24 protein-coding genes, 1 pseudogene and 1 other annotated feature are annotated in these 24,259 nt (G+C 35.1%); of the genes and pseudogenes, 7 read left to right on the forward strand and 18 right to left on the reverse strand.

The genetic code is table 11. From position 1 onward, the window contains the following. Positions 1–172 (reverse strand): annotated as a pseudogene (locus KI356_RS08180) (BclA C-terminal domain-containing protein); the annotation flags it as partial. Between the two features lie 412 nt (positions 173–584). Here KI356_RS08180 and KI356_RS08185 point away from each other — a divergent pair. From KI356_RS08185 to KI356_RS08200, 4 genes are all read left to right on the forward strand, one after another. Continuing rightward, positions 585–1,559 (forward strand): ABC transporter substrate-binding protein, encoded by a 975-nt coding sequence (locus KI356_RS08185; protein ID WP_212935213.1) that lies wholly within the window; start codon positions 585–587, stop codon positions 1,557–1,559. Positions 1,560–1,566: 7 nt separating this feature from the next. Next, positions 1,567–3,603 (forward strand): Fe(3+)-hydroxamate ABC transporter permease FhuB, encoded by a 2,037-nt coding sequence (gene fhuB / locus KI356_RS08190; RefSeq protein ID WP_212935214.1) that lies wholly within the window; start codon positions 1,567–1,569, stop codon positions 3,601–3,603. A 227-nt stretch (positions 3,604–3,830) separates the two neighbouring features. Continuing rightward, positions 3,831–4,334, forward strand: a complete 504-nt coding sequence (locus KI356_RS08195; RefSeq protein WP_212935215.1) for a DinB family protein — start codon at positions 3,831–3,833, stop codon at positions 4,332–4,334. 137 nt (positions 4,335–4,471) lie between these two features. Then, positions 4,472–4,804 (forward strand): YfjL-like protein, encoded by a 333-nt coding sequence (locus KI356_RS08200; RefSeq protein ID WP_212935216.1) that lies wholly within the window; start codon positions 4,472–4,474, stop codon positions 4,802–4,804. A gap of 62 nt (positions 4,805–4,866) precedes the next feature. On the opposite strand, the gene KI356_RS08205 is transcribed toward KI356_RS08200, so the two are convergent. The 7 genes from KI356_RS08205 to KI356_RS08235 all read right to left on the reverse strand — a co-directional run bounded on the left by KI356_RS08205 (position 4,867) and on the right by KI356_RS08235 (position 9,343). After that, positions 4,867–5,562: an ABC transporter permease gene (locus tag KI356_RS08205; protein ID WP_212935217.1), complete on the reverse strand. Its 696-nt coding sequence runs from the start codon at positions 5,560–5,562 to the stop codon at positions 4,867–4,869. A gap of 24 nt (positions 5,563–5,586) precedes the next feature. Further along, a complete protein-coding gene (locus KI356_RS08210; protein WP_164881558.1) occupies positions 5,587–5,724 on the reverse strand; it encodes a hypothetical protein in 138 nt (45 codons plus the stop codon). Beyond that, positions 5,714–6,412, reverse strand: coding sequence for an ABC transporter permease (locus tag KI356_RS08215; RefSeq protein ID WP_212935235.1), 699 nt, complete (start codon positions 6,410–6,412; stop codon positions 5,714–5,716). The genes KI356_RS08210 and KI356_RS08215 overlap by 11 nt, the downstream gene beginning before the upstream one ends. A gap of 67 nt (positions 6,413–6,479) precedes the next feature. After that, a complete protein-coding gene (locus KI356_RS08220) occupies positions 6,480–6,638 on the reverse strand; it encodes a hypothetical protein (protein WP_212935236.1) in 159 nt (52 codons plus the stop codon). Between the two features lie 27 nt (positions 6,639–6,665). Then, positions 6,666–7,589 (reverse strand): ABC transporter ATP-binding protein, encoded by a 924-nt coding sequence (locus KI356_RS08225; RefSeq protein ID WP_212935218.1) that lies wholly within the window; start codon positions 7,587–7,589, stop codon positions 6,666–6,668. A 124-nt stretch (positions 7,590–7,713) separates the two neighbouring features. After that, positions 7,714–8,649 carry a HAMP domain-containing histidine kinase gene (locus KI356_RS08230; RefSeq protein ID WP_212935219.1) on the reverse strand — a complete coding sequence of 312 codons (936 nt, stop codon included), beginning with the start codon at positions 8,647–8,649 and terminating at the stop codon, positions 7,714–7,716. A gap of 1 nt (position 8,650) precedes the next feature. Continuing rightward, entirely contained in the window at positions 8,651–9,343 is a 693-nt protein-coding gene (locus tag KI356_RS08235; RefSeq protein ID WP_128280787.1) for a response regulator transcription factor, read from the reverse strand. Between the two features lie 169 nt (positions 9,344–9,512). Here KI356_RS08235 and KI356_RS08240 point away from each other — a divergent pair, with 169 nt between their 5' ends. Together KI356_RS08240 and KI356_RS08245 are read left to right on the forward strand one after the other, a co-directional pair. Further along, positions 9,513–9,686, forward strand: coding sequence for a hypothetical protein (locus KI356_RS08240; RefSeq protein ID WP_002122890.1), 174 nt, complete (start codon positions 9,513–9,515; stop codon positions 9,684–9,686). Next, complete coding sequence (locus KI356_RS08245) at positions 9,687–9,881, forward strand: YwbE family protein (RefSeq protein WP_002122891.1); 195 nt, start codon at positions 9,687–9,689, stop codon at positions 9,879–9,881. It abuts the gene before it with no gap. A gap of 40 nt (positions 9,882–9,921) precedes the next feature. Here KI356_RS08245 and KI356_RS08250 read toward each other — a convergent pair whose 3' ends face one another. Continuing rightward, complete coding sequence (locus KI356_RS08250; protein WP_212935220.1) at positions 9,922–11,121, reverse strand: class I SAM-dependent rRNA methyltransferase; 1,200 nt, start codon at positions 11,119–11,121, stop codon at positions 9,922–9,924. 249 nt (positions 11,122–11,370) lie between these two features. Between KI356_RS08250 and isdG the strand changes: the two genes are divergently transcribed. Then, positions 11,371–11,694 carry a heme oxygenase gene (gene isdG, locus KI356_RS08255; RefSeq protein ID WP_002112144.1) on the forward strand — a complete coding sequence of 108 codons (324 nt, stop codon included), beginning with the start codon at positions 11,371–11,373 and terminating at the stop codon, positions 11,692–11,694. Between the two features lie 72 nt (positions 11,695–11,766). Here the strand turns inward: isdG and srtB are convergent, their stop codons facing one another. The 9 genes from srtB to KI356_RS08300 all read right to left on the reverse strand — a co-directional run bounded on the left by srtB (position 11,767) and on the right by KI356_RS08300 (position 24,252). After that, a complete protein-coding gene (gene srtB, locus KI356_RS08260) occupies positions 11,767–12,531 on the reverse strand; it encodes a class B sortase (RefSeq protein WP_212935221.1) in 765 nt (254 codons plus the stop codon). A gap of 43 nt (positions 12,532–12,574) precedes the next feature. Beyond that, positions 12,575–13,345: an ABC transporter ATP-binding protein gene (locus KI356_RS08265; RefSeq protein WP_212935222.1), complete on the reverse strand. Its 771-nt coding sequence runs from the start codon at positions 13,343–13,345 to the stop codon at positions 12,575–12,577. Further along, positions 13,335–14,318: a FecCD family ABC transporter permease gene (locus KI356_RS08270; protein ID WP_002122898.1), complete on the reverse strand. Its 984-nt coding sequence runs from the start codon at positions 14,316–14,318 to the stop codon at positions 13,335–13,337. Before KI356_RS08270 ends, KI356_RS08265 begins: the two co-directional genes overlap by 11 nt. Positions 14,319–14,345: 27 nt before the next feature. After that, positions 14,346–15,227, reverse strand: coding sequence for a heme ABC transporter substrate-binding protein IsdE (gene isdE / locus KI356_RS08275; RefSeq protein ID WP_212935223.1), 882 nt, complete (start codon positions 15,225–15,227; stop codon positions 14,346–14,348). Between the two features lie 69 nt (positions 15,228–15,296). After that, positions 15,297–17,978, reverse strand: a complete 2,682-nt coding sequence (gene isdX2 / locus KI356_RS08280; protein WP_212935224.1) for an NEAT domain-containing hemophore IsdX2 — start codon at positions 17,976–17,978, stop codon at positions 15,297–15,299. A gap of 24 nt (positions 17,979–18,002) precedes the next feature. After that, on the reverse strand, positions 18,003–18,713 hold the full coding sequence (isdC, locus tag KI356_RS08285; protein WP_128280782.1) for a heme uptake protein IsdC: 711 nt from the start codon (positions 18,711–18,713) through the stop codon (positions 18,003–18,005). A 490-nt stretch (positions 18,714–19,203) separates the two neighbouring features. Then, positions 19,204–20,529: a branched-chain amino acid transport system II carrier protein BrnQ6 gene (brnQ6, locus tag KI356_RS08290; RefSeq protein WP_212935225.1), complete on the reverse strand. Its 1,326-nt coding sequence runs from the start codon at positions 20,527–20,529 to the stop codon at positions 19,204–19,206. A gap of 118 nt (positions 20,530–20,647) precedes the next feature. Beyond that, positions 20,648–20,899, reverse strand: a binding site (T-box leader). Between the two features lie 107 nt (positions 20,900–21,006). Continuing rightward, on the reverse strand, positions 21,007–21,696 hold the full coding sequence (locus KI356_RS08295) for a 23S rRNA pseudouridine(2604) synthase RluF (RefSeq protein ID WP_212935226.1): 690 nt from the start codon (positions 21,694–21,696) through the stop codon (positions 21,007–21,009). 195 nt (positions 21,697–21,891) lie between these two features. Continuing rightward, positions 21,892–24,252, reverse strand: coding sequence for an endonuclease MutS2 (locus tag KI356_RS08300; protein WP_212935227.1), 2,361 nt, complete (start codon positions 24,250–24,252; stop codon positions 21,892–21,894). Positions 24,253–24,259 lie beyond the last annotated feature (7 nt).

Below are 24,259 nucleotides of genomic sequence, written 5' to 3' on the forward strand. Positions count from 1 at the left end.
CTGTTGCTCCCGTTGGACCTGTTGCTCCTGTTGGACCTGTTGGACCTGTTGGACCTGTTGGACCGAGCTTAGGAACTGTCCCATCGCAACTAAAACAGCATGAATCAACATGTACACCATTTTGATTATTACACCCGCAATATCCATTTGTGTTATTGCGCCCAAAAGACATGTTGATCCCTTCCTTCTTGTTCAATATTTTAAATACATTCAACTAATTTAAAAGCATCTATCTAATAAAAAATCGCTTTTTATTTCCCCTATCAACTCTATCCGATCTAAGACAAACCTTTTATAAACAAAGGTTTACTCCTGACATTCTAATAATTATTACATGCAATATTTTCTCCTTTCGCTTGTACTTTCGCCTTCTTCATTAAACGAATTTCCTCTCCTTCAATCTTGATACATTCATGTATTTCAATGCAACATATCGAAATCCGTATAAATCGTTATTTTTCGTCTAAATTTTAAAAATATATTGACACTTAAAATATCCTCATAGTATGATTTGGTTGTTGTAATTGATAACGATTTTCAATATCATTTATTGCAAATGAAAATTATCTATTTGGGGGCAGAAGATGAAGAAAATTCTTAGCATTTTCATGGTAGTTCTTCTATTCGTTGTCGGATGCGGGCAACAGAAAGAGGAGAAAAAAGAAACAAAAACGGACAATAAAAATCAAGCTATAACAATTAAACATGCTGAAGGGGAAACAAAGTTAGATAAACCAGCAAAAAAAGTTGTTGTACTTGAGTGGGTATATTCAGAAGACTTATTAGCACTTGGTGTTCAGCCAGTAGGGATGGCAGACATTAAGAATTATAATAAATGGGTAAATACAGAAACAAAACCAAGTAAAGATGTTGTAGATGTAGGAACACGTCAACAACCGAATTTAGAAGAAATTAGCCGTCTAAAACCAGATTTAATTATCACTGCATCATTCCGTGGTAAAGCTATTAAAAATGAATTAGAACAAATTGCACCAACAGTTATGTTTGATCCATCAACAAGCAACAACGATCACTTTGCTGAAATGACAGAAACATTTAAACAAATTGCAAAAGCTGTTGGAAAAGAAGAACAAGGTAAAAAAGTATTAGCTGATATGGATAAAACATTTGCTGATGCAAAAGAAAAAATTGAAAAAGCAGACTTAAAAGATAAAAATATCGCAATGGCACAAGCATTTACTGCTAAAAACGTACCAACATTCCGCATTTTAACTGATAATTCTGTAGCTTTACAAGTTACAAAAAAATTAGGTTTAACAAATACTTTTGAAGCTGGAAAATCTGAGCCAGACGGTTTCAAACAAACAACTGTAGAATCATTACAAAGTGTACAAGATTCAAACTTTATTTACATTGTAGCTGATGAAGATAACGTCTTTGACAGTCAATTAAAAGGTAACCCTGCTTGGGAAGAATTAAAGTTCAAAAAAGAAAACAAAATGTATAAATTAAAAGGTGACACTTGGATCTTCGGTGGCCCTGAATCTGTAAAATCATTAGCAAAACAAGTAGCAGATGTAATGACAGCGAAGAAGTGATTAAGCGATGAATAACTTACAACATACACTTCGAGCAAGTCTTGTATTCGGAGGAGGAGGAGCTCTCTTGCTCCTCCTTTTCTTTATTCATATTGGACAAGGACAAGCAAACATTTCCTATAGTATGATTATCGATGCTCTTATTTCACCGAACCAATCACTAGAGCATCAAACTTTAATCATGCTTCGATTACCTAGAGCTGTGGTCGCCATTTTAGCTGGAGGTGCTCTTGCTGCATCCGGAGTAATTTTACAAACTTTAACGAAAAATCCTCTTGCTGAAGCAAGTACAATGGGAATTCATTCTGGTGCATATTTCTTTCTAGTAACAGCTACTATTTTTTTACCGAAAGGATTACAAATTAACTCTCTTCTGTTCACATTTATCGGTGGTGCAATCACTGCTTTATTTGTGTACCGTATTTCTGGTGGAAAAAAGGGCACTCCACTTCGTATGGCTTTAGCTGGTATGGTCGTTACATTAATGCTTTCAGCTTTTACTGGAACGATGCAACTTTTCTATGAAAATGAAACAGCCGGTTTATTTTTATGGGGAGCTGGATCCCTTATTCAAAATAACTGGAACGGTGTTCAATTCGCATTTCCATTCATTGTTTTTTCTTTCCTAGTTTTACTATTCATGTCACGTAAGCTTAATATCCTCTTACTCGGCGATGATGTAGCTGTTTCACTTGGAGAGAAAACAGCAGTAACACGGTTTATCGCGTTCATCGCTACAATTTTTTTAACAGCAGTAATTGTAACTGTTGTTGGACCGATTGGCTTTGTCGGCTTAGTCGCACCACATTTAGTGCGCCTTATTGGTTATCGTCAACACTTTACACTTCTTCTCTCCTCTTTCTTATGGGGAGCAATATTATTGCTAGGAGCAGACGTTGTTGGTAGATTAATAGATCCAACTGGTGCCGAACTTCCTGTCGGAGCAGTTACAGCAATGATTGGATCACCTTGGCTTATTTATTTAGTGTATCGAATGATGAAATCAAAACAATATATGAATGATAATGGTGCGAATGCAGCTGGAGCTAGTTCCCGCTACTACTCTTATAAAAAGGTAATTATGATATCTATCACACTTTGCATTGTAACGATTGCTCTTGGCGTTACAATCGGTAGTAACTCTTATATCGAAAGTATAACCAACGCCTTAACAGGCCAATTAACACAATTCGATAAAAATATGATGATGAATCTTCGCTTACCAAGAATGCTCGTTGCCGCTATCGCTGGAGCATGTCTTGCGATAAGCGGACTTGTTTTCCAAGGCATATTACGAAACCCACTTGCTGATCCATCTATTATCGGAATTTCGTCTGGAGCGGGTGTAGGAGCTTTAACAATTATGTATGTCTTCCCTACACTTCCTGGTTTCTTCTTACCAATTGGTGCATTTATCGGCGGGCTACTTGCAGTTGGAATTGTCCTCTTTTTCTCATGGAAATCAGGATTTAGTCCAACAGCTCTTGCCTTAATTGGAATCGGAATTTCAGCGCTTGGCTCGGCAATTATTCAACTCTTTATCGTTAGAGCGAATTTGAACGTCGCTGCTGCTTTAACTTGGCTATCAGGAAGCACATACGCAAGAGGTTGGAATCACTTAGAAAATATCATTCTATACCCATCACTCATTCTCGTACCAATTATATTTTTCTTAATGAAACAACTTGATGTTCTTGTGCTTGGCGATGATTTAGCAACAGGACTTGGACAGCCTGTAAATAAAACACGCCTTGCTCTAATTGTTTTAGCGACACTACTTGCATCAGTCAATATCGCTGCTGTCGGTACTATTGCCTTTTTAGGCCTTGTTGCACCGCACTTAGCGCGAATCGTTGTTGGTATGAATCATCAAAGGCTATTCGTTTGTTCAGCTCTATTTGGAGCAATCCTTCTGCCTATTGCAGACTTACTCGGACGAACGATTGCATATCCGAAAGAAATTCCTTCTGGTCTTGTTGTCGCGGTACTTGGAGCGCCATACTTCTTATGGCTGATGAGGAAGAGTGGGAAGAATGTTAATTAAAAACCAGTTTCATTATATGAAGCTGGCTTTTCTATTATGGCATAAAATTAATATAAGCTTTGTACATAAAACATATAAAAAATGAATAGATCGATTTTCTGACACTTTTACAAATATTTTCTAATTATTTTTACATTGTAGCAATATGTAATGAAATTTTTTCTATCAAAAGGGAATAAATCAAGTATCTCGAACTTAACCTATGAACATAACTAGGAGGGATAAACATGTACCAAACAATTGAAGGCTTTTTACAATCATGGAAATACGAGGCTGATTCTACTCAGAAGATGCTAGATGCATTAACAGATGAATCTTTATCACAAGAAATTGCACCTGGGCACTGGACTTTAGGACGAGTTGCTTGGCATATCGTTACGGCAATTCCAGTTATGCTATCTGGAACAGGACTAAAATTTGAAGAAGAAACGAAAGATTATCCTGTGCCAACTTCAGCAAAAACAATTGCAGATGGGTATCGTAAAGTAAATGCTGCTTTTGTTGAAGCACTTCAAAGTGAGTGGACAGATAAAGATTTAGCAACTATTAATGACTTCTTTGGCCGTCCTATGCCGAATTCTGCATTTTTAATGACACTCATTAATCATCAAAATCACCACCGCGGACAAATGACTGTTTTAATGCGACAAGCTGGCTTAACAGTTCCTGGCGTATACGGTCCTGCAAAAGAAGAATGGGCTGCCGCTGGAATGGAAGCTCCTAAAATGTAACGACAGAAAAAGACAAGGTGTTTACGCACCTTGTCTTTTTCTGTAACTTGTTTCATGTGAAACTATTTCTTGCTAAATGGTTGTTTAATGGAAAAAATAAGTTAAAATAAATACATATTATGAGGAGGGCAACCAAATTGAATACAAAAAATAAAAAAATAGCTATGGGAACTGTTTTACTAACTTCTATTATTGGAGTTATCAGTGTATCTATTTATTTCACATATTATGGTACCCCTTGGGGAAAACAAACAGCAATTACAGAATCAAAAAATTATATTACAAAATACTTTAATCTAGACGCGAAAGTCAAAAATACTTCTTACGATTCTAAAATGGATAACTATGCAATCGCCTTTGAAACAAGTGAAGATGGAGAGTTTACTATCGAATATAAAAGTCCTAATAACTTTAACATTTCTCCAGAAGTTCAAGAATATTTAAGTAAACACTACAAATTTAAAGAGTAGTAACGAAGCATACATATGCAAAAAAGAGTTGGTGTAACGCCAACTCTTTTTTCTTATTCTTCTCACACTGTTACATCTTCCCTCTCTATATTTTTAATTCCGTAATAGGCAATCGCAACTCCAATCGCTGCAAATGCTAGTTGAAGGGGAAGAAAGGTCGCTATAGGAAATATTGGTGGGTTATTAATTGCAATTAGTACAACGATAATAGACGAAACAATAGTAGTTGGCACTGAACGTTTACGCATTCCGAAGTATAGAGGAATTAAGCTTATTCCAGCAGTGGCAATGGCTAAAGGAACGAGATTTATCCCTTCTTGAATCAATTGATCTACTGTAAATGGATTAGAAAGAATCGAAAAATAACTATCTATTCCAATGAAAATTCCTACTACAAAAATATTAGATAAAATAACTGTTATGAATGTTACTATTGCTGCAATAGCCAACTTACTAATCATTATTTTCTTTCGATTAATTGGATAAGAAAACATCAATAATATTGTTTTGTTTTTATATTCATCAATTATTAACTTAGCTATTAGTACAGCACCAAAAATAATAAATGTTGCTCTTACTATTGCACTAGCCATTAACAAAATCGCCTGCGGATCCCTTATTTCTGGATCTCCTTCTATTTGAGAAACGATGCTAACAAAGATCAATAATGCCAGTATGACGAGATTTGCAATAACCGCTCTCTTCACATACCATCCGATCTTAAATTTTTTCAGTTCTAGCTTCATAAGACGTAGCATTATGGTCCTCCTCCCGGTTAAGACTTAATCAATATAGATTGCCCCTGTTTCACTTAAAATCTTCACTTCGTTTGTTGCATCACCAATGGTTCCTTCTTGTATCTTTTCTGTATTTTTATCTTTCTTAGCTCGTTGTTTTTTTAAGATTGCTTTACGCCACATCAACCTTGTCGATTTTACGATACGACAGATAACTAATAAAAATCCCTAATAAACAGAGCACTATTGGGATAGCTATAAAATTATAAAAACTTACTTGATTGTTTCCAATGTTACTGTTCATTATCATCCCGATTATTACTGCAGAAGTAATCGTTGTCGGTGTCGATTTCTTTCTCATTCCAAAGAATAAAGGAATTAAACTTATACCAGATATCATAAATGCACTTATAAAAGTAGTCGGAACGGTAGCTATTATTTCGCCCATCGTAACAGGCGTTTCAATTACTCCCATCATTGGATTCATAAAAAATATGAGCAAACTAATAATGAAAGTAGCGATAATCATGCTCACAAAGCAAAAACTAAAAACAATTGTTAATTTCGCCCTCATTAACATTTTCCTTTGCAGTGGGTACATAAACAATAATTGCATTGTTTTGTTCTTATACTCATCAATTACTAAACGTGATAAAATGACCGAACTAAAAATAAGAAATGTCATCCTAATAAAGATGTTTGCTAAGGTCATATATTTTGTAAAATCAGTGAGCGCCGCATCTCCTTCACCTTTCGCTCCCAACCCCATAAGACTTACCGCTGCAAAAATTGCTATAATACAAATTGCTACCCCTTTAAAATAACTAGATAGTTGATGTTTCTTCCATTCGAGCTTCATTAATCTAAGCATATTCTTCCATTCGAGCTTCATTAATCTAAGCATACAAACCACGCCTCCATTACTAATATAACTGTCTCTATGCTACTAACATTCTAATTCCAGCAGTAATTACGCTTAATACCCCTATTACTAGAAAAATTAAAACCCATTTCCGTTCTGGCTTTTTATAATATAAGATGCCGCTTATGAGTATTACGATAAATCCAGCTATAAGATTTAGTATTAATGCATTCATGATCATATCCCCCTCGCTGAAGTTACATTAAGCGTGTATGCCTTCTCCATCCATTACGTTTAAGAAATATTCTTCTAACGAACTATGTTTCTTATTAATACTTTCAATTTCTACATCGTTCATAATCAGTGCTTTTGAAATGGCTTGCTGCGTCACCGCCACTTCATACACACGAATCATGTTTCCACTCATTATTTTGTAATTTTTTATACCGATTTTATCTTCTAAAATATAAGCTGCATGTTTCACATCAGGAACAGTGATTTCAATGTACTCTGTTTGTTTTCCATTAATACTCTTCATTGAAACTTCTTTTATTAGTTTCCCATTTTGAATAACACCAATTGTATCTGCCATTTGTTCCATCTCGCCTAAAATATGACTAGAAACTAATAAAGTAATGCCATATTCTTTGCAAAGCATTTTAAATAAATCTCGTAATTCTTTAATACCAATTGGATCTAAACCGTTAATTGGTTCATCTAAAATAAGTAGCTCTGGCTTTGTCATAATCGCTCTTGCAATACCGAGTCGTTGTTTCATCCCTAATGAAAAATCTTTTACTTTTTTATTGTCTATGCCGTGCAGTTTCACTAAATTTAAAGCATGATTAATTGCGTTCTTATCGTAATACCCCATATATTCACAATGTAAATCCAGATTTTCCTTCGCCGTTAATTTATCATAAAAGATTGGATATTCAATAATTGTCCCCATTCTCTTTAATACTTCATAGGATGTGTCTGTTAACTTCTCACCGAAAATTTCAATATCACCGCTCGTCGGTTTTATTAAATTTGTCATCATTTTCATAATCGTCGTTTTACCCGCACCATTCGGTCCTAAAAAACCATATATCTCTCCTTTTTTCACATGCATATTAACACTAGAAATAACTTCTTTCCCTTTAAACACTTTTGTTAGCTGGTTCGTTTTTAATATATATGTCATGTCACTTTCCCCTTTCGCACCGCTCTATATTTCTATAATAGACAACGGAAATCTCTTTTTTCTTACCCGTTCCTTACAAATTCCTTACGTTCAAAAAAGCTTGTAGAATCTACTTCTCTACAAGCTAAAACTGCATCTTTGTTAATACAACTGTAAAAATTGTTTTTTCATACGGCTTACTAGAAAGATGAATTTCTCCATCCATCGCTTCCACAAGTCTTTTCGTAATCGTTAACCCTAGACCGCTTCCTTGGTACAATCTATTTCTCGAATCTTCAAGTGTGTACATACGCTCAAACACTTTATCAATATGAGATTCATCAATTCCTTTCCCTTTATCCCATACGTCTATATACACACTCGTTTCATCATCTCTTAACGTCATACCGAGTGTCTTTCCATCGTCTCCATATGTAATCGCATTTGATATTAAATTATTCAACACTCTGCCTAATACGTCTACATTTCCAAGTGCATATATATTTCTTTCTGGTATATCGATATGAACATGAAAACCTTTCGTCGTCACTAAATCATAAAAAGATAAAATCTTTTCGCGACAAACTTCATTCATATTTACTTTTGTTATCTCGATTGCCTTGTCACCAGATTCTAATTTTGCCAAATCAAAAAACTTATGAATCAGTTCCATCACTTCTAGTGTTTTTACATGCACTTTTTCAAGTAATATTTGCTGCTCTTCTTCATTTATCGTTTTATCCTTATTTAACATTTCAGTATATCCAAGAATAACGGTTAGTGGTGTTTTTAAATCATGTGAAATATTTGAAAGCATTTTTCTCATCGAAATTTCTACTTTCGCATGATCTGCATTCGTTTTCTGTTTAGCATCTAATAATTGATTAATTGCTACTAATAACTTTTGTAATTCTAGATCATCTGTCATAATTAATAGCTTCTCACCAGTTTGTTCTTTTACAATTCGATTTAACTTCTCATACGTGTAGCGTAAATTCCTACTACTATTTTTCCTAATTTTATATTGCACGTAAATAACGATCAGCAATATAATAATCACCACTGTTAAAAATACAACCATACTACATCACTTCCAACTTATAGCCGATGCCCCATAATGTTTTAATATATTCTGGATTAGATGGATCACTTTCAATTTTCTCACGTAATCTTCTCATATGAACATTAATAACATTATCATCACCATAATATTCTTCATTCCAAACAAGCGTATATATTTGCGCTTTCGTAAAAACACGATTTTGATTCTTCACGAATAGCTTTAAAATCTCAAATTCTTTTAAAGTAAGTTTAAGCTGTCTTCCCTTTTTCTCCACAGTAAAATTAATTGGGTCAATTATTAAATCACCAATCTGAATGGCCTCATCTTTTGATTCCACAGCTGAATACTTTGTAGACCTCCGAATACCCGCTTTTACACGTGCAGCTAGTTCAATCATAGAAAACGGCTTACAAATATAGTCATCTGCTCCAAGTCCTAATCCAACAGCTTTATCAACATCTGTATCTTTTGCCGACATCATTAAAATCGGAACAGCACTCTTCTCACGAATAATTCTTACAACCTCTAATCCATCTAACTTCGGCATCATAATATCAAGAATAATTAAATCAAATGATGATTTTAAAAAGGATGATACGCCTTCTTCACCATCAGATGCGATTGTAATTTGAAAGCCTTCTTTTACCAAGTACTTTTCAACCATCTCTTGAATTGAGATATCGTCTTCAACTAATAAAATATGATGTGACATATATCTATCCCCTTTTTTACAAACATTAACAATTCAATTGTATCGTAACGAATGAATGCTGGAAAGAATTATATGAATTTTCAAACCAACTTCCCTTCCTTCCTTAACAATGATATGATGAAATTCACTACTATTGTTCATAATTAACTTTATATAAAGGAGACTTATCATGTCAGAAAACAAAAAAGTAAGCTTAGCTGATTTAATGCGCGAACAACTTGCGAAGAAAAAGCAAGGAAATGGAAACAGTTCAAATAATGGAAATCAAAGCCAAGCAACGAAAAAATTACAAAACCAACAAACGAAGAAAACAAACAACCAACGTAGACGTACAGGTGTATAAATGAACGGGCAAAAACGATCTAACATCGCATCAGGTCTTGAAGTTGATATTGTGTTAAAACAAGATCAACGAACTGGCAAATTAACACGTGGAATTGTAAAAGATATTTTAACTAACTCACCTTCTCATCCGCACGGTATTAAAGTACGATTGCAGGACGGGCAAGTTGGTAGAGTCCAAAATATCGTTCAATAAGAAAAAGGAGCTCAAGTAAACTCGAGCTCCTTTTTCTTTATTAACCTTTAATTTTCTCGATGAAAACTACTTTTAAATAGTCTCCTTCTTTAAACTGATCAATTGTACGAAAATCTTCCGGTAAAGAATGTTCTTCTAATATTTTATACTTACCGTTCATTTCTTTAAATGCAGTATCGATAAAGCCTTTAAACTTTTTCATATCGAATGCACTGCAATTTGTAGAAGCCACGATAATACCGTTATTTTCTGTAATGGCAATTGTTTCTTTTAATAAATTTTTATAATCTTTCGCTGCACTAAATGTATATTTTTTCGAACGTGCAAAACTCGGTGGATCTAGTACAACCATATCAAATTTCATCTTTTTCTTAGCTGCATATTTAAAGTAAAGAAATACATCTTCTACAATAATATCTTGTGCTTCGTAATCAATTTCATTTACACTAAACTGCTCAATCGTTTTACTTAAACTACGATTTGCAAGGTCAACACTCGTTGTTTTACTTGCGCCGCCAAGCGCTGCAAATACAGAGAAAGCCCCAGTATAAGAGAACATATTTAAAACAGTTCTTCCTTGTGCATACTTATCGCGAATTTGTTTTCGAACGTTACGCTGATCTAAAAATACACCAACCATCGCCCCGTCATTTAAATATACTGCAAAGTTCACACCATTCTCTTTTACGATAAGTGGGAACTCACCGCGCTCTCCTGCTACGAAATCATCACCTTCAATGTATTTCCCTTTCGTATCAAAACGCTTTTTCTCATAAATACCTTTAAAGTTTGCTACTTTTTGAAGCGCCGCTATGATTTCATCTCTAAAAGTATAGATTCCTTCACTATACCAGCTCACTACATAATAACCATCATAATAATCGATGATTAAACCGCCAAGGCCATCACCTTCGCCATTTAGGGCACGGAATGCCGTTGTGTCATTTGACTTATAAAAATGTTTTCGTTTATGTAAAGCAGATTTTATTTTACTTTCAAAGAAATCCTGATTAATTTGCTCTTTCTCTTTTCTCGTTAAAATCCAGCCATACCCTTTATTTTGTTTTCCATAATAGCCTTTTCCGATAAATTGGTTCTTCTCATCTACTACTTTGATGATTGTCCCTTCTTCACGTACATCATTTAAATTTTGAATTGCATCTTTTAAAATAAGTGGATATCCACTTTTAATTTCTTTTATAAACTTCGGTTTTATTTTTATAGTTACTTCAGATCGCATGTAATGTCTTCCTTTCCATTTGAATGCTTTCTATTAATAGGAAGCATTTAAAAAACGAGGCTGAAAAACAGCCTCGTTTCACTATACCATATTATTGCTTTGCTAGTACAACTAGCTCATTTCCTAGCATAACTGCTATTTATTTATATAAAAACTATAATTATAATTGACAACGATAATGAAATTCATTATCATTTAAAGTATATGAAACGATGAAAATAATGGTAGATTTATAGGAGGAATAAAGAAATGATTATTGTTACAAATACATCTAAAATTACGAAGGGTGACGCACATAAATTAATTGAGCGCTTTAATAAAGTAGGTAAAGTTGAAACGATGCCCGGTTTCTTAGGATTAGAAGTTCTTCTAACTGAAAATACAGTTGATTATGACGAAGTGACGATTAGCACTCGTTGGAATGCAAAAGAAGATTTTCAGGGTTGGACGAAGAGCACTGCCTTTAAAGATGCACATTCACACCGCGGTGGATTACCAGACTTTATTATCGATAATAAAATCTCATTCTATGATGTTAAAATTGTCCGCATGCCAATTGCTGCGGCTCAATAAATTCGGTTTTAGTAATTGGTATAGAAGTATGAGAAGTAATACATCTTCTCTACTTCTATACCTTTTCTTTTTTCAACTTCTTTTCACCAACTTCGCATGCACGACTAGTCTACCAGCCTCTGGATCCAGTGCATAATCACACGTTGAAAGTGTTAAAATTTGATCATCCGCTGTCACTTTTGTATCTGGTTTATAGAGTGACCTATCCTTAATTTTTTCTAGAAAAGATGCATAGTCTTCATCGCTTCCAAAATCCGTTTCAATATAATAGAAATCAGTTGTCGTTGTATATACTGAAAATACTTCTACATCGTATCCTTCAAACAAAGTATCGTAATACAATTTACGATGAGACATAAAAAAATCTTCTTCTAGCATTTTTTTAAGACTCCCAAACATAGAACCGTCTTTCATACGATGTCCGTATAAAATCGTATTTCGATTTTGCGATTTCATATCGTTGCGATGATCCATAAAAATACTGCCTGCCCTCATATCCTCGCCTTTATAATTACGATACAAATAGTAATCATTATCTTTCGCTTGAACAATCGGATAATTAATTTGCGTATCATCCATCGTAATCCATCCAACTATTTCTGGATTAATTTTTTGTAAAGCTTGAAACTGCGCACGTACTGCTCCATCTGATGACTTTTCTTCCATCGGACTCCTTTGATAAATATCTTGCGCTTCAGCCATTACTTTTCGATTTTCATAGTAATCCATAAACATCCCGCCTAATTCATATACGGAGTAGAAAAAGATGCCTAAAAAAACAACTGTAAGTATTCTTTGAAAAAAGGAATTCTTTTTCTTTTCTTTCTTGCCGCTCAAATTATCACCTCAAAACGGATTTCCAAAGGGATTTAGCCGCCTATCAAATCCCCATTGGTACCATATACAACCCTGTATCTTCATCGTATTTCACAACGACCTCTACGCCATATATGTTCTTAATCATATCTTCTGTTACAACATCATTTGGCGTACCTTTCGTAACTATTTCTCCATCTTTCATAACGATAATATGATCGCTATAACGGATCGCTTGATTAATGTCATGTAATACCATAACAATCGTTAAACCATGTACTTCATTTAACTCTTTCACTAACTCTAATATTTCAAGCTGATAGTAAATATCTAAATACGTCGTCGGTTCGTCTAAAAACAGCATGGGCGTATTTTGCGCTAAAGTCATCGCAATCCAAACACGTTGCCTTTCTCCACCAGATAATGCATGTATTGGCTTATCACGCTTATCTTGCAGTCTCGTACACGTCAATGCTCTTTCGATTGCTTCGCTATCCTCGTCAGTTTGTGTAGAAAAAATATTTTTATATGGCATACGCCCAAAACTCGTCAATTTTTCAACTGTAATATCTGCTGGCGCCTCATTTTGCTGATGAACGACCGCTAGCTTTCTAGCAAATTCTTTCGGCTTATACTGACTAATAGCTTTCCCATCTAGCATTACTTCTCCACTACGGGGATTATGATTTCGCGACATAACACCTAGTAATGTTGATTTCCCACAACCATTTGGACCAATAATTGTTGTAATTTTTCCAAGCTCTATTTCACTACTAACAGACTTTAAACGATCCGTTACATTATCATAAGAAAAGGTTACATTTTTAATTTCCATGAACTCGATCACTCTTTCTAAGCAAGAATATTAAGAACGGACCACCGATAACTGCCATAATCGTTGCCGCTGGAATTTCATTAGGCGGTACGATAAGCCTGCCAATTGTGTCCGCTGTTAAAATTAATAACGCACCTGCAAGGGCTGAAAATGGAATAAGTACTTTATGATCTGATCCAACCAATTGCCTTGAAATATGCGGGATAAGTAACCCAACAAAAGCGATAACGCCCGCAATTGCAGTTGATACAGCTGCTAAAAGCACAGCAATGGCAGAAATGATAAGGCGTACCCTCGTCACGTGAAGTCCAAGGTTTTTAGCCGTTTTATCTTGTAAAGATAATAAATTACACCATGCCCCTACAAACAGTGCAAGTATAAGGCCAATTGATCCATATGTAACAAGTACTTCCACATCGCTCCATGTCTTCATTGTTATATTAGATGTTGTCGTCTGTTTAATACTTTTAATAAAATATCCGCAAATCGTAACGAAAGATTCATTTAAACCAGTAAACATCGCATTAATCGCAATACCGATTAAAATGATGCGTAGCGGACTTAAACCTGATTTCCAAGAAAACGAATAAACGAGATAACAAGCAAACGCACCGCCTAAAAATGCGAATAGTGGTGTCCAGAAAAAGAACTGAGGAAATAGCGTAATAATAACAAGCGTCATAAAACTGGCCCCCGAAGATATCCCGATAACCCCAGCATCCGCAAGTGGATTTTTCATAACTGCTTGGAAAAGCACACCAGAAACAGCAAGTGCTGCTCCAGTGAAAAGTGCAATAATAATGCGCGGGAAACGTAAATCTTTAATGACTTCAACATCTTCATTTGTCCCTGTAAATATACCTTGTAAAAGATCAATGACACCTATTTCTAAACTACCTTTCACAGCAGATACAGTAGTCATAATAACTAGTAATACTGTGACGATGAAGAAACTCCAAAATTTTTTATTCATCTCAATCTTCCTTTATCTATACATGCATCATGGATACATCATTTTCTTTAATTCATCTAGAGCTTCAAGAGCCGCTAAATTCCCTGTTGTTCCAAATAAACGCTCTTCCAAATCGTAAACTCTATTATTTTTAACTGCGGCAAAATGCTTCCAAATATCATTCGTTTTAAATTCCTTATCAAACATTTTCACAACTTCATCTGGCATACCATGTGCTGCACGTAAAATAATATCTGGGTCAGCTTTTTTTAAATACTCTGTGTTAGAAGCTAAATACTCTACTTTCTCACCTTGCACGATATTTTTACCACCTAGTTGTTTTACTAAATCCCCAATATATGAGTGTTCTGTCGCAACTAAATAACTTCCAGGCACTCCAAGTAAAATAAGGACTGTCGGTTCTTTCTTCCCTTTTACTTGTTTTTGAATGTCTGCAACCTTGTTATCAAACTTTGTTACAACTGCTTCAGCCTGTTTCTCACGCCCATATTTTTTACCGAGTTCTGTAATTGAGTTTTGCATGTTTTTTAAACTCGTTAAATTTAAAAAGTTTGCTTTAATGCCCGCTTCATTAAAAACTGGCTTCAACTCATATTCAAGCGTCGTAACAGATAATACTTCTGATGGTTTCATTGATTTTACTTTTTCCATATCAGGGCTCATCGGATTTCCAACATCCGGTAAGCCTTTATAACGCTTCGGTAATGTTTTATAACTAGTCGGAACACCAATTAAATCTACTTCTAACGCATCCATAATTTCAGTCACGGCGACTGTAGTTGCAATAACACGTTCCTCACTACTACTCTTTACCTTTTTCGCCGTTTCTTTTTTTGGTGATGAGCACCCAGCTATACTAAATAAAAGAATGATAGCCATTAATACACTCGCGATTTTCTTCACTCTCAATCACCACTCCTTTCAGTACAATATGAAACGAGTCTTGATGCATGAAACCATGCATCAAGACTCCAAATTTTACAGTCTACCCGCTCTATATTTACGAACTAATAAAGCAAGTGAACCTAATAGTAGCACCATGTATAAACCAAGTTGTGCTGTATCTGCAGTTTTTGAGTTTTTCTCTTTTTTTACATCATTCTTCACATTTTCATTTTGCTTCTTACCGTCCGCATTTCGGTTAAAATCAGGATTACTGATTGTTTTTACATTGTCTACTTTCGGTGTAATCACTGGATTTTTCGGTTCATTCTTCGGATCGTTTTTCGGATCCTCTTTAATAGTTCCTACTGCACCAATATTATTTGTATCAAATTGAATTTGCACGTCGTAGAAATGATGGTAGTTCATTGAATCGATATCTACTTTTGTTTTCGCATTTAATTTCGCAAATAAATCATCGATTTCAAACTCTACTACTCTCGTATCTGCATTTTTATCTTCACTCACTACTTTTGCATCAACAAATGCACCAGCATTTTCTGTTTGGAACTTCGTAATCCACGCACTATTTTTCAGTGTCATCGCAACATATTTTTTGCCATCTTTCACTGTTAATCTTGCTGGCTTTACAACGTATTGATTCATCATTGAAATCTCATCCGTTTTATCTTTTAACACTTTAAAAGCAACATCATATTGACCGTCTTTTAAATTTTTCGGATCAACTGTTGTGTGTCCATTTTGATTGTTATTTCCACCTTGGTTATTGTTTCCACCTTGGTTGTTGTTTCCGCCTTGGTTGTTGTTTCCGCCTTGGTTGTCATTTCCGCCTGGAATGTTGTTTCCATCTTGATTACCTAAAGCTTTAATACTACCTTTATCAAATGCAAATTGAATATCATAGAAATGATGGTAGTTCATCGCATCGATATCTACTTTCACTTTTGCATTTAGCTTTTTCGATAAATCATCTACTTCCACTTCTACTACTCTTGTATCTTGCTCTTTATTTGTACCTAATACTTTCGCATCGACAAACGAACCATTCTTTTCAAACTCAAACTTTGTAATCCATGAGCTATTCGTTAATGTGAAGGATACATATTTCTTACCATCTTTCACTTTCAATACACCTGGGCTCTTCGTATATGTGTTCATCATTGAAATTTCTTCTGTTTTATCTTTTAGCACTTTAAAACCGATACTGTATTCACCGTCTTTAAGAGCATTGGGATCAATTATTGTGTTATTGTCTTGATTGTTATTTCCGCCCTGGTTGTCATTTCCTCCTTGGTTGTTGTTTCCGCCTTGGTTGTCATTTCCACCTTGGTTGTTGTTTCCGCCCTGGTTGTCATTTCCACCTTGGTTGTTGTTTCCACCTTGGTTATCTACTGGCTGAATGCTACCTTTATCAAATGCAAATTGAATGTCGTAGAAATGATGATAATTCATTGAATCAATATCCACTTTCACTTTTGCATCTAATTTTTTCGATAAATCAGCTACTTCTACTTCCACTACTCTTGTATCAGCCTTCGTATCTGTATTTAATACATTTGCATCAACAAACGCACCATTTTTCTCAAACTCAAACTTTGTAATCCATGAGCTATTCGTTAATGTGAAGGATACATATTTCTTACCATCTTTCACTTTCAATACGCCTGGGCTCTTCGTATATGTGTTCATCATTGAAATTTCTTCTGTTTTATCTTTTAGCACTTTAAAACCGATACTGTATTCACCATCTTTAATTGTGTCAGCATCCGGTTGTTTATCTCCATCCGGTTGTTTCTCTTCATTTTTAATTTGTTCAAGTTTATCTTGTTCAAATACAAGTTGTACGTCATGAGTTTGCTTGTAACCTTGTGATGCCACTTCAATAAATACTTTTGTATTTAGTTTTTTAGATAAATCATCCACTTCAAATTCTACTACTCTTGTATCTTTTTCTTTATCTTCACTCACTACTTTTGCATCAACAAATGCACCATCTTTTTCCGTTTGGAAATTTTTAATTAATGAGCTTCTTTTTAGCGTTACAATTGCTTTTTTCTTACCATTCTCTACTTTCAATACCCCTGGATTTTCCATGTAAGTATTCATTTTAGATTCTTCATCTGTTTTATCTTTTAACACTTTAAATGGAATGCTGTACGCACCATCTTTAATTGTGTTAGAATTTGGTTGTTGATCTGAGTCAGGCTTTTGGTCGGGCTTCTGACTTGGATCCGGATTTTCATTTGGATCTGGCTTATTAGCTGGGTCCTCTTTTTCATCTGGTTTTTCTACATGAATTGGTGTAATGCTATTTTGATCGAATGAAATACGAATGTCATAGTAATGATGATAATTAAAAGCATCAATATCAACTTTTACTTTTGCATTTAATATTTTTTCTAAATCTTCTACATCAAATTCTACTACTCTTGTATCATTTTCTTTATCTTCACTCACTACATTTACATCAACGAATTGGCTACCTTTTTCTGTTTCAAACTTCGTAATCCATGAACTATGTGTTAACGTAAAGGATACTTTCTTTTTCCCATCCTTCACTTTCAAAGTCCCCGGGCTTACAGAATATTGATTCATCATTGATTCTTCATCTGATGTATCTTTCAAAACTTTGAAACCGATTGAATATTCACCGTCAGCTAATTGGGTAGCTGCTTGAACTGCAAGTGGTTGTAGCGTTGATACGAATGTAAAAATCGTTAGAAACATTGCAACAACAATCTTAAGATACCTGTTCAATGGAATGACTCTCCTTTTTAAAATTTATTTACTTAACTTCACTTTACGAACTAAGAAAACACCTGAGATTAAAACTAACGCTGCAAATAATCCAATGCGTGCATCATCACCTGTTTTTGGGTTATCTGTTTTTTCAGCCTTGCCACTCTCATTTGTTCCTTTATTTGCGTCTTTGTTTGTTTCTTTACTCTCTTCTTTCTTTTGCTCTTCTTTTATTTGTCCATCTTTTTTAGTTTGATCATCAGTTTTTGTTACAACAGCTGCATTGTTATCGCCGCCTACAGCTTTTACGTTTGCATCAAATGCAAAACGAATTGTGTAATGATGGTCGTAGTTTGCACTTGGTACAACAACATGAATTTTTACTCCTAACGGTTTAGATAGATCATCAACTTTAAATTCAACTGTTCTTTTATCTGCTGCTTCGTCCTTGCTAATTACTTTTGAATCAACGAAATTACCATTCTCTGGTGCTTTAAATTCTGTAATCCAAGCACTATGATTCATTGGAACTTGTACTCTCATCTCACCATTTTTTACAATTAACTTAGCTGGTTTTTCAAAATAATCATTTGCCATTGAAGCTGAATCATCTTCCGCCTTTTTGATAACGTAGTTAATATCGTAAGTACCGTCAGCTAATTTTGCTGAAGCTTGTCCAGATGGCATTACGAGAAAAGCTAGCATACATACTAACGTTATAATAAATGCGGGTAATACTGAAAACTTTCTCATTTTGCTTACTTCCTCCTTGTTTATCTTTCGTTTTATAATTTGAAAATGATAATTATTCTCAATTTATAAGAAAAAAAATAATCTCTTCTACCTTTATTTAATTGTCATTACTTTATGTAATATAAGTATCTTTGATTATCATTCTCACTAGAGGTCAAAAAATATAATATCCCTCAATATTCCCTATAAAAAGCACTCTAAAATAATTTAATCACTTTACTGATTATCATTCTCAACAGACTACAAAAAAAATAAACTACCTATTCTATTGTTCTATCACCCCTTCTTCCAAAAATGATATAGTCATAGAAAACCTCTTCCCTTGCTCCCGTCACTTCCCTTCCAACATTTCCATAACTAAGTCAATCTTAGCCTACTCATAATTTTTTTGTCAACTATATTACGTATATTTTTTTTAATATCTGAATTTCTCTATGTATGACTTTTTCTACAAAAAAAGAGACTTTCTATTATAGAAAGCCTCTTTTCTCTATTTTTCTACAGCAACTTCTTGTTTCTTGAACATAGAAATTACATAACCAATCGCTACACCAACTATAGCGGGAATTAACCAGCCAATTCCTACACTGTATAATGGTATCTTATCTAAAATAGGTGCTAATGCTGCAATTTGAAGGTTTGCATTATGCAATCCATCAAAGAAACTGATTGCGAACGCTCCTACAATACCGCCTACATACATCGCTAATGGAAGACGAACGTAATTTTCAACAAGTGATAATACGATAAGTACGATACCAATTGGATAAATTGCAATTAAAATTGGTAATGCTAATGCGTTTAACTGAGTTAAACCAAGATTCGCTACCATAAATGCTAATACACAGAAAATAAAAATGACTTTTTGATAAGAAAGCTTCGGTAATAACGAAGAGAAATATTCCCCACAAGCTGCAACAATACCTACAGAAGTTGTTAAACATGCTGCTGTAATCGCGATACCTAGTAATAAAGTTCCGTAACTTCCAAATAAATGATTCACAACGTTTGTTAAAATAATTCCTCCGTTTGCTCCCATTCCAAGTGAAACACTAGAAGCTCCAAGGTAAGCAAGTGCTAAATAAACAAGAAGTAAGCCAAGTGCTGCAATAAATCCTGCAAAGATTGTTACTTTCGCAATACTGTTCTTATTTGTAATCCCTTTTGCTTTTAAAGCATTGATCACAACATTTCCGAATACAAGTGCTGCAAGTCCATCTAAAGTTAAATATCCGTCAATAAAACCTTTAAAAAGAGGAGCACTATACGCTTCTGTAGGAGCACCAAACTCTCCCATGGGAGTCATAATTGCTTTCGCTACAATAATTGCTATAACAGCTAACAAAATTGGTGTTAATACTTTACCAATACGCCCTACTAATTTCGAAGGGTTTAAAGCTAAATAGAAAGTTACTGCGAAGAAAATAAATGTAAAGATAACAAGTGGATATGATTGACCAACTACCTCACTTGGTAAAAACGGTGCAATGCTCATCTCATAAGCAACTGTTCCTGTACGCGGTACACTTACAAATACACCTAAACATAAATAAATTACTGTGATAAACACTAGTGCGAATAATGGATGCACACGTCCAGCTAGCTCATTAATATCTCCTTTTAGAGCTATAACAATAACCCCTAATAAAGGCAGCCCCACACCTGTTACGATAAAACCAAACAACGCGATCCATACATCTGTTCCAGCACCTTGTCCTAACGCTGGTGGGAAAATCATATTACCCGCACCGAAAAATAGTGCAAATAACATTAAACTTATTGCAAACATCTCAGAAAACTTTAAAGATGATTTCATTTCTACTAACCTCCTAATTAATTATTTTATTAACAAAATATTCCGAATTTAAAACCGTCACATATCCTCTTTCAAGCATACTTCCCTATAAAAGAACGCAAAAAACACCCGTCCCTAACAAAGGGACGAGTGCTGAAATCGTGGTTCCACCCTTATTCTAATAAAATGAATTTATAACGAAATAAGCTCATTTTATAGCTCGTGTAAATTGATAACGGTTTTATCCGCCAAGAATTACAATGCATCATGCAGTTCACTCTTGAAGTTTAGAGGTGGTAAGTATATCTTTCCGTATTAGGAAGCTCACAGCCTAAGGCTTCCCTCTCTGAAAATCGTAAAAAATATCTCATGTCCTCATCATTACTTTTATTAAATATCTTGTCGAAACTTGTTGTTTTTTATTATATGGGCTATTTTTAAAAAAATCAATAGTTTTATTTTTTCTGACAAAAAAATATAGGGAGAAAACTTTTCTCCCTATAACTGCCCTATTAATATTTCTAATTCCTCAGTTGTAATGTCTCGCCATTCTCCTACTCCAAGCTCATTTAGCTCTATATTCATAATGCGAACTCGCTTCAACTTTGTTACAGTAAACCCAAAAGCACGGCTCATTCTACGAATTTGTCTATTCATTCCTTGCGTTAAGACGATGCGAAATGTAGATTGATCGACTCTCATCACTTTACATGGCTTCGTCATACCATCTTTAATCTTTACACCGCTGGACATCTCATCAATAAACCAATCAGTAAAAGGCTTATCGACCGTAACAACATATTCCTTCTCATGCTCATGATCACCATGCAAAATCTGATTAGCAATAGAGCCATCATTCGTTAATAAAATAAGTCCTTCCGATGCCTTATCTAATCGCCCAACAGGAAAGATTCGCTCTGGATAATTGATATAATCAATAATATTATCTTCAATATGATCGGCTGCTGTACAAGTAATTCCGACTGGTTTATGAAAGGCTATATACACTTTTTCTTTCTCTTCTTTTGCAATAACCTGTCCATCAATCGTCACAACATCACCATCTCTCACAAGTGCACCGTGCGTACATATTTCGCCGTTAATCTTGGCACGTCCCGCTTTAATGAGACGGTCTGTTTCACGTCTTGAGCAGGATTTTGCTTCGCTTATGTATTGGTTGATTTTCATGTTTTATTCCTTTTCATATATATTAAAAGCGTCAATCTATGGCAATATCATTATGCCACGATTGACGCTCCTTCACTTCGCAAAAACAACTAAATAAATAACCCCAATCACCAAAAATATTCCACAACAAGCTAACAATACTTTTGCAAGTTTGTCCATAAACATATAATGGTTTCCCCTTTGTTTCGTTGTTTTCTATTTTAATTCGACAACTGTTACGCCTAGGCCTCCCTCGCCCATGTCACCGTAACGGTAATTCTTCACGCCGCGGTGCTTCTTCAAGTAATCTTGTACACCTTGGCGAAGTGCTCCTGTACCTTTACCATGAATAATCGATACGCGGGGATAGCTTGCAAGCTGTGCATCGTCTAAATATTTTTCAACGCGCATCATTGCATCTTCATAACGTTCCCCGCGAAGATCAAGCTCTAACGAAACGTGGTAATCTCTACCCTTCACACTTGCGACTGCTTTTTTCTCTGTTTGCTTCGGTGTATTAATGTATTCCATATTGGATTCTTTCACTTTCATCTTCAGAATACCGATTTGTACGTTCCACTCTGTATCACTTACTTTTTTAAGCAATTGACCTTTTTGACCGAACGTTAATACTTTTACTTCATCGCCTGCGCGTAATTGTTGTTTTGGCGCTGTATTTTTCACGTTTACTTTTTGTTTCTTCACAAGCTCTGGCGCTGCCCCTTCTAGGCGGCTCTTCGCTTCAATAAGCTCATGGTCTTTCACATTTACAAGCTGTGCTTTACGCAATTGACGAAGTTCATGAATAATGCCTTCTGCTTCTTTCTTCGCAGCTTCGACTTTTTCTTCCCCTTCTTTTTGCGCTTTTAATAATTTTTCATCGCGCTCATCGTTAAATTCAATAATTTGACGCTGTAATTCACGATGAAGTTTTTCAGATTGCTTACGATATTCTTCCGCTTCTTTTCGTTCGCTCTCTGCATTTTTTTGGCTTTCTTCTAGCTTTGCAATCATATTTTCGATTTTGTTCGTATCTGTACTAATATGGTTACGAGCGCGATCAATAACGCGATCAGACAAACCAAGACGCTTCGAAATTTCAAAGGCGTTACTACGTCCTGGTACACCGATTAATAATTTATATGTTGGACTTAATGTATTCACATCGAACTCAACGCTCGCATTAATAACTTGCTCACGGTTGTATCCGTATGCTTTTAATTCTGGATAATGCGTCGTTGCAACAACGCGTGCACCACGGTTGTACACTTCATCTAAAATAGAAATCGCTAGTGCAGCCCCTTCTTGCGGATCTGTCCCAGCACCTAATTCATCAAATAGAACTAAACTTTCAAAATCAGCCCGTTCTAAAATATCTACAATGTTCACCATATGAGAAGAGAATGTACTTAAATTTTGTTCAATCGATTGCTCATCACCAATATCAGCAAAGATGTTTTTAAATACACATATCTCTGATTCATCCATTACCGGAATATGAAGACCAGATTGCGCCATTAAGACACAAATACCGACTGTTTTCAGTGTAACTGTTTTACCACCTGTATTCGGTCCTGTAATAACAATCGTTGTGAAATCTTTACCGAGCATAATATTATTTGGCACAATAATTTCTGGATCAATAAGCGGATGACGTGCTTGTTTTAAATCCATGTAACGTTCATTATTTACGATTGGCTTCGTTGCTTTAATTCGCTTCGCATAAAGAGCTTTTGCAAAAATGAAGTCCAAGTTCGCAATAACCTCTACATTCGATAATACAGTATCGGCTTCTATTGCCACTTCTTCTGTTAGCATCATTAAAATGCGTTCTACTTCTTGTTTTTCTTTCACACGTGCTTCTTGCAGGGCGTTATTTAATTCCACAATTACTTGCGGTTCAATAAATAATGTTTGCCCAGATGCAGATTGGTCATGAACAATACCGCCATATACACCGCGATATTCTTGTTTCACTGGAATTACGTAACGATCGTTACGAATTGTCACAATCGCATCCGATAACATCTTCTGTGCATTCGAAGAACGTGTCATGCTTTCTAACTTCTCACGAATACGGCTTTCCGCAGTACGAATTTGGTTACGAATACCACGTAGTTTATCACTTGCGCTATCAAGTACTTCGCCACCATCGCCGATACAATTCGTAATTTTCTTCTCTAAATCATATAAAGATATAATTTGTGCAACATGTCCTACTAGAATTGGAAGCTCTACACCATTCTCAACCATATCTTCAATAAATCGTTTCATCTGGCGGCTACCATACATCGTACTTGCGATTTCAATTAACTCATGCGGACTTAACATACTTCCAATTTTCGCTCGTTTTACATTTGAACGAATATCAGAAATTCCCCCAAGTGGTACATGTCCTTTTAAACGGATTACTTTCGCTGCTTCATCCGTCGTTTCTTGCAGTTCCACAATTTCTTCAAAGTCTGTGCTCGGCACTAAATTCTTCACTTTATCACGACCAAGTGAAGATGCTGTATGTTCAAGTAATTGTTCTTTTACTTTATTGTATTCTAATACACGCAACGTTCTTTCTAACATGTTGCTG

It is taken from the genome of Bacillus hominis (genome assembly GCF_018332515.1).
Classification (GTDB): domain Bacteria; phylum Bacillota; class Bacilli; order Bacillales; family Bacillaceae_G; genus Bacillus_A; species Bacillus_A hominis.